Here is a 3514-nt window from a genome sequence, read left to right on the forward strand (position 1 = left end):
CACAACCGCTCATGTCAGATTTTTTGTTTCCTACCCTTCTAGCATAACTGGGGTTATATTTAATTGCAAGCCCCTAAGCGTTGAACCGCATGACACAGAGAATAAGGCTAACAGTGAATCTAAAGGAGTTGCCCTTAAAACGCATGACTAAGATTTTCAACAACTCTCGCAAAATTGGTTTTTCCAAGCTGTTGTAATTTCTAGGAAAAGCGTCGCCGAGTTCCTCATTCTTATCTGCGAGCGCCTTCAGTGTGTACATCGCTACCAAAGCCGTCGTGCGCTCATTTGCTCGTAATTGGATTCTCGACCTCAGAGAGCGCAAAATTCGGGTTAATGCCATTAGTCCTGGCGTGTTTTCTACTCCTGCTTACAATGTCCTGGGAGTGAGTGATGAGTAGGTGCAGGAATTCATAGATAGCCCAGCCAAAGATATCCCCCTGGGAAGAGTAGGGACGCCCGATGAAATTGCCAAAGCCGTTGTCTTTCTCGCCTGTGACGACAGCAGCTTTGTCAACGGCATCGAGCTGTTTGTCGATGGCGGTATGGCACAGATTTGAAACGCCCTAAAAGTGACCCGCAATCTTCCAAGTGGGCTATGTATCGTTCACTTTGGACTCAACCAAAGCACTCAATGAGAGAGAAATAAACCACAGTAAAGCGCCTGTTGTAAGTTGGAACAAGCTCATAGAAACGCTTGAAATGCTATTATTTTACGCTACCACACTATGAACAACCCCGAAAATCCTCGACTACCGCTGCCGCCTTTTGATAATGAATCCGTCATCCAAAAAGTCCGAATCGCAGAAGATGTTTGGAACACTCATAACCCCGAATGAGTATCACTCGCTTACGCGCCGGATAACATTTGGCGCAACCGCTGTGAATTTCTATCTGGTCGTGATGCGATCGTACAGTTCTTGATACGTAAGTGGCTTAAAGAATTGGACTACCGTCTTATCAAGGAGCTTTGGACTTTTGGAGATAACCGAATTGCTGTCCGGTTTGCTTACGAATGGCATGATGATGTCGGCAACTCGTTCCGTTCCTACGGTAATGAAAATTGGGAGTTCGACGAACACGGATTCATGCGGTGGCTTATTGCCACCGCATGAACGACCTGCCAATTCAGGAGAGCGATCGCAAATACCACTGGATATTGGGTCATAGTCCCAAGGATCATCCCGGATTGTCTGACCTCAATCTTTGAGGAACCGGAGCAAGGCCAATAGTTCTAACGGTACTCAATAGGGGCGGGCTACTTCCAAAAAAGTGCAAATGTACTGGAGATTTGCCATAAGGATGCGATCGCTCTGGCTGCACTTCTGAGCGTAAAGAATATGGATGGCTTCTTCTAGAAATTAAACATTTAAACATTCAATCATCTAGACATTCAGATGTTCAGGTTGTAAAATCTGGTTGATGAACTCAGCAGGCTTACCTATGATTGTGACAATCGCCTCATTTAAAGGGGGAGTCGGGAAGACTACCACAGCACTGCACTTAGCCGCTTACTTGCAGACCAAAGCACCCGCGTTGTTGGTAGATGGCGACCTCAACCGCAGTGCCTTAGATTGGGCTGCTCGCGGTTCTCTCCCGTTCAAAGTAGTCGATGAAAAGCAAGGCGTGCGCTATGCGAGGGATTACGAACATATCGTCATCGATACGCCTGCACGACCCACCCCAGAAGACCTGAAAACTCTAGCAGAAGGGTGCGATTTGCTGATATTGCCCAGCTCTCCCGATGCTATGGCCCTGAGCGCTATGCTGCAAATGGTCGAGGCTCTTTATTCTCTGCAATCCAATTACCGCATTTTGCTTACAGTCATCCCGCCCGCTCCGAGTAAAGTCGGCGCTGAATCTAGGGCAACCATCGAAAAAGCAGGATTGCCCATTTTCAAGTCTGATATCAGGAGGCTGGCGGTATTTCAAAAAGCTGCCCTCGCCGGGGTTCCCGTAAACGCCATCAAAGACCCTTACGCTAAAGCTGCTTGGGGGTGCTACACCGCTGTTGGAAAGGAGATACTTCCATGAGCCGCTTTGATGATTTGCTAAAAGCCAAGAAACTCAAGCCTGGGGAACCCGACGTTTCTCCCGGCACCGCGCTATCCAAAAGCAAAGACCCCAACTTTGTCCGCACTACCGTTTATCTGCCAAAAATTCTGCACCGCCAACTTAAATCCGCAGCAGCGCAGTCCGGTCAGGAAATGAGTGAGCTGGTGGAGAAGTCCGTAGCTAAATACCTCCAGCAGTTCAATCCCGACGATAACATTTAAGCATTTAGATGTTTGAATGTTTACATCTAAGAGTGCGATCAGCCCAGAAAAAGCCCGTAGATCAATCCCTGGAACTGTTTAATCACGACAAAGAATACAAACATTCAGATGTTCAGACGCTCAAACATTTGAATATCTGAATAGATCCAAGTACAGACTAGCGTTCGAGTCCAGGCTAGTCAAAGGTTATAGGATTGCAGTCCAAAAATGAAGCTAACAAAAAAGCCCCAAGCGATGCTTGGGGCTAATAGATTATTCTTCGTCGTCGTCCTCATCATCAAGATTAATCATCCCTTCAACCAATTTGCTTCGGTCAAAGTTCCTAAGTTCTTTTTCAACAATTCGCTGGTTAAAATCGAGAGCTGGTTGCATGATTTTCATCTTCTCGCGTAAATCGTAGTGTTTCCTTTTAGTTTCAAGGCTGTGTCCCATTGCTAAAACTGAAGCTTGTTTTTCGGCGTCTGATAGACCAATCTCTTGACTGTAAGTTTCAAACGAGTGACGCAACTTGTGAGGAGACATAGAAATTTCGGCAAATCGCCAAAAAATATGTTTAACTTTTTTCCCAAAAGTTGATGAATTCAGAAGTTTGCCATTTTTGTCTTGGAGAAAGAGAAAATTATGTGTCTGCTCTTTAATCAAAATCTTACGCCACTTATTAATCCACATTTCAAGATAGTCATAAAATTTGGTGTCATCGGGAAAAGTAAAATTGGTTAGAGGAATCACAAGTTCTCCGTAGGTTTTCATGGTCTTGTAGTCTTCAGGATAGAGATAATACTGAGCCTCATTAGGATTTTTCATCTTTTCTACTGACACGAACAAGCCATCTTGAAATCCGCCCTTGATCAAACTTTTACCGATTTCTGCCTCATAATATTCCTTGGGTCGTCGCGGAGGACAGGAAACCATCAGAGCAATAATAATAAATCTCTGAAAAGACCGAGCAATCCCTGTATCCATCCGGGGAATTTTGTCGATTTGAGGCCGTCCACATCTGTAACGGTTACTTCGTTGATAATGTTTCACCTCAAGAGTTGCTTCAAAGCGAGCTTTTTCTAAAACCTCTAGAATTTTAGGATAAGGAACAACTAGAGAGAGCTTCTCAGTTGTTGTTTTAGCTTGGGTTCGAGTCTCTCTTTCATGAATGCGACGACGAGCCTTAGGGACTTGCGGAAAAATAAAGTACCTATTAAATGGGGATAATCTTGATATCCCATTTGGGTAAAGTTTCAGAACGT

General features: G+C 44.9%; 2 protein-coding genes and 3 pseudogenes. 4 read left to right on the forward strand and 1 reads right to left on the reverse strand.

Going from position 1 to position 3514, the window contains the following annotated elements:
* Positions 1-239: 239 nt before the first annotated feature.
* From QUB08_RS31465 to QUB08_RS31480, 4 genes and pseudogenes are all read left to right on the forward strand, one after another.
* Positions 240-557, forward strand: a pseudogene (locus QUB08_RS31465) (SDR family oxidoreductase); the annotation flags it as partial.
* 168 nt (positions 558-725) lie between these two features.
* Positions 726-1112 (forward strand): annotated as a pseudogene (locus QUB08_RS31470) (DUF1348 family protein).
* A gap of 328 nt (positions 1113-1440) precedes the next feature.
* A complete protein-coding gene (locus QUB08_RS31475) occupies positions 1441-2031 on the forward strand; it encodes a ParA family protein (RefSeq protein WP_172193365.1) in 591 nt (196 codons plus the stop codon).
* Positions 2028-2273 carry a CopG family transcriptional regulator gene (locus tag QUB08_RS31480; RefSeq protein ID WP_333230176.1) on the forward strand — a complete coding sequence of 82 codons (246 nt, stop codon included), beginning with the start codon at positions 2028-2030 and terminating at the stop codon, positions 2271-2273. Before QUB08_RS31475 ends, QUB08_RS31480 begins: the two co-directional genes overlap by 4 nt.
* Positions 2274-2525: 252 nt before the next feature.
* Here QUB08_RS31480 and QUB08_RS31485 read toward each other — a convergent pair.
* Positions 2526-3514: pseudogene (locus QUB08_RS31485) on the reverse strand (hypothetical protein); the annotation flags it as partial.

The organism is Microcoleus sp. BR0-C5 (genome assembly GCF_036705045.1).
Lineage (GTDB): Bacteria > Cyanobacteriota > Cyanobacteriia > Cyanobacteriales > Microcoleaceae > Microcoleus.

Coding starts and splice junctions, on each gene's coding strand:
- QUB08_RS31480 (WP_333230176.1), top strand. CDS start 2,028: ATGAGCCGCTTTGATGATTTGCTAAAAGCCAAGAAACTCAAGCCTGGG.
- QUB08_RS31475 (WP_172193365.1), top strand. CDS start 1,441: ATGATTGTGACAATCGCCTCATTTAAAGGGGGAGTCGGGAAGACTACC.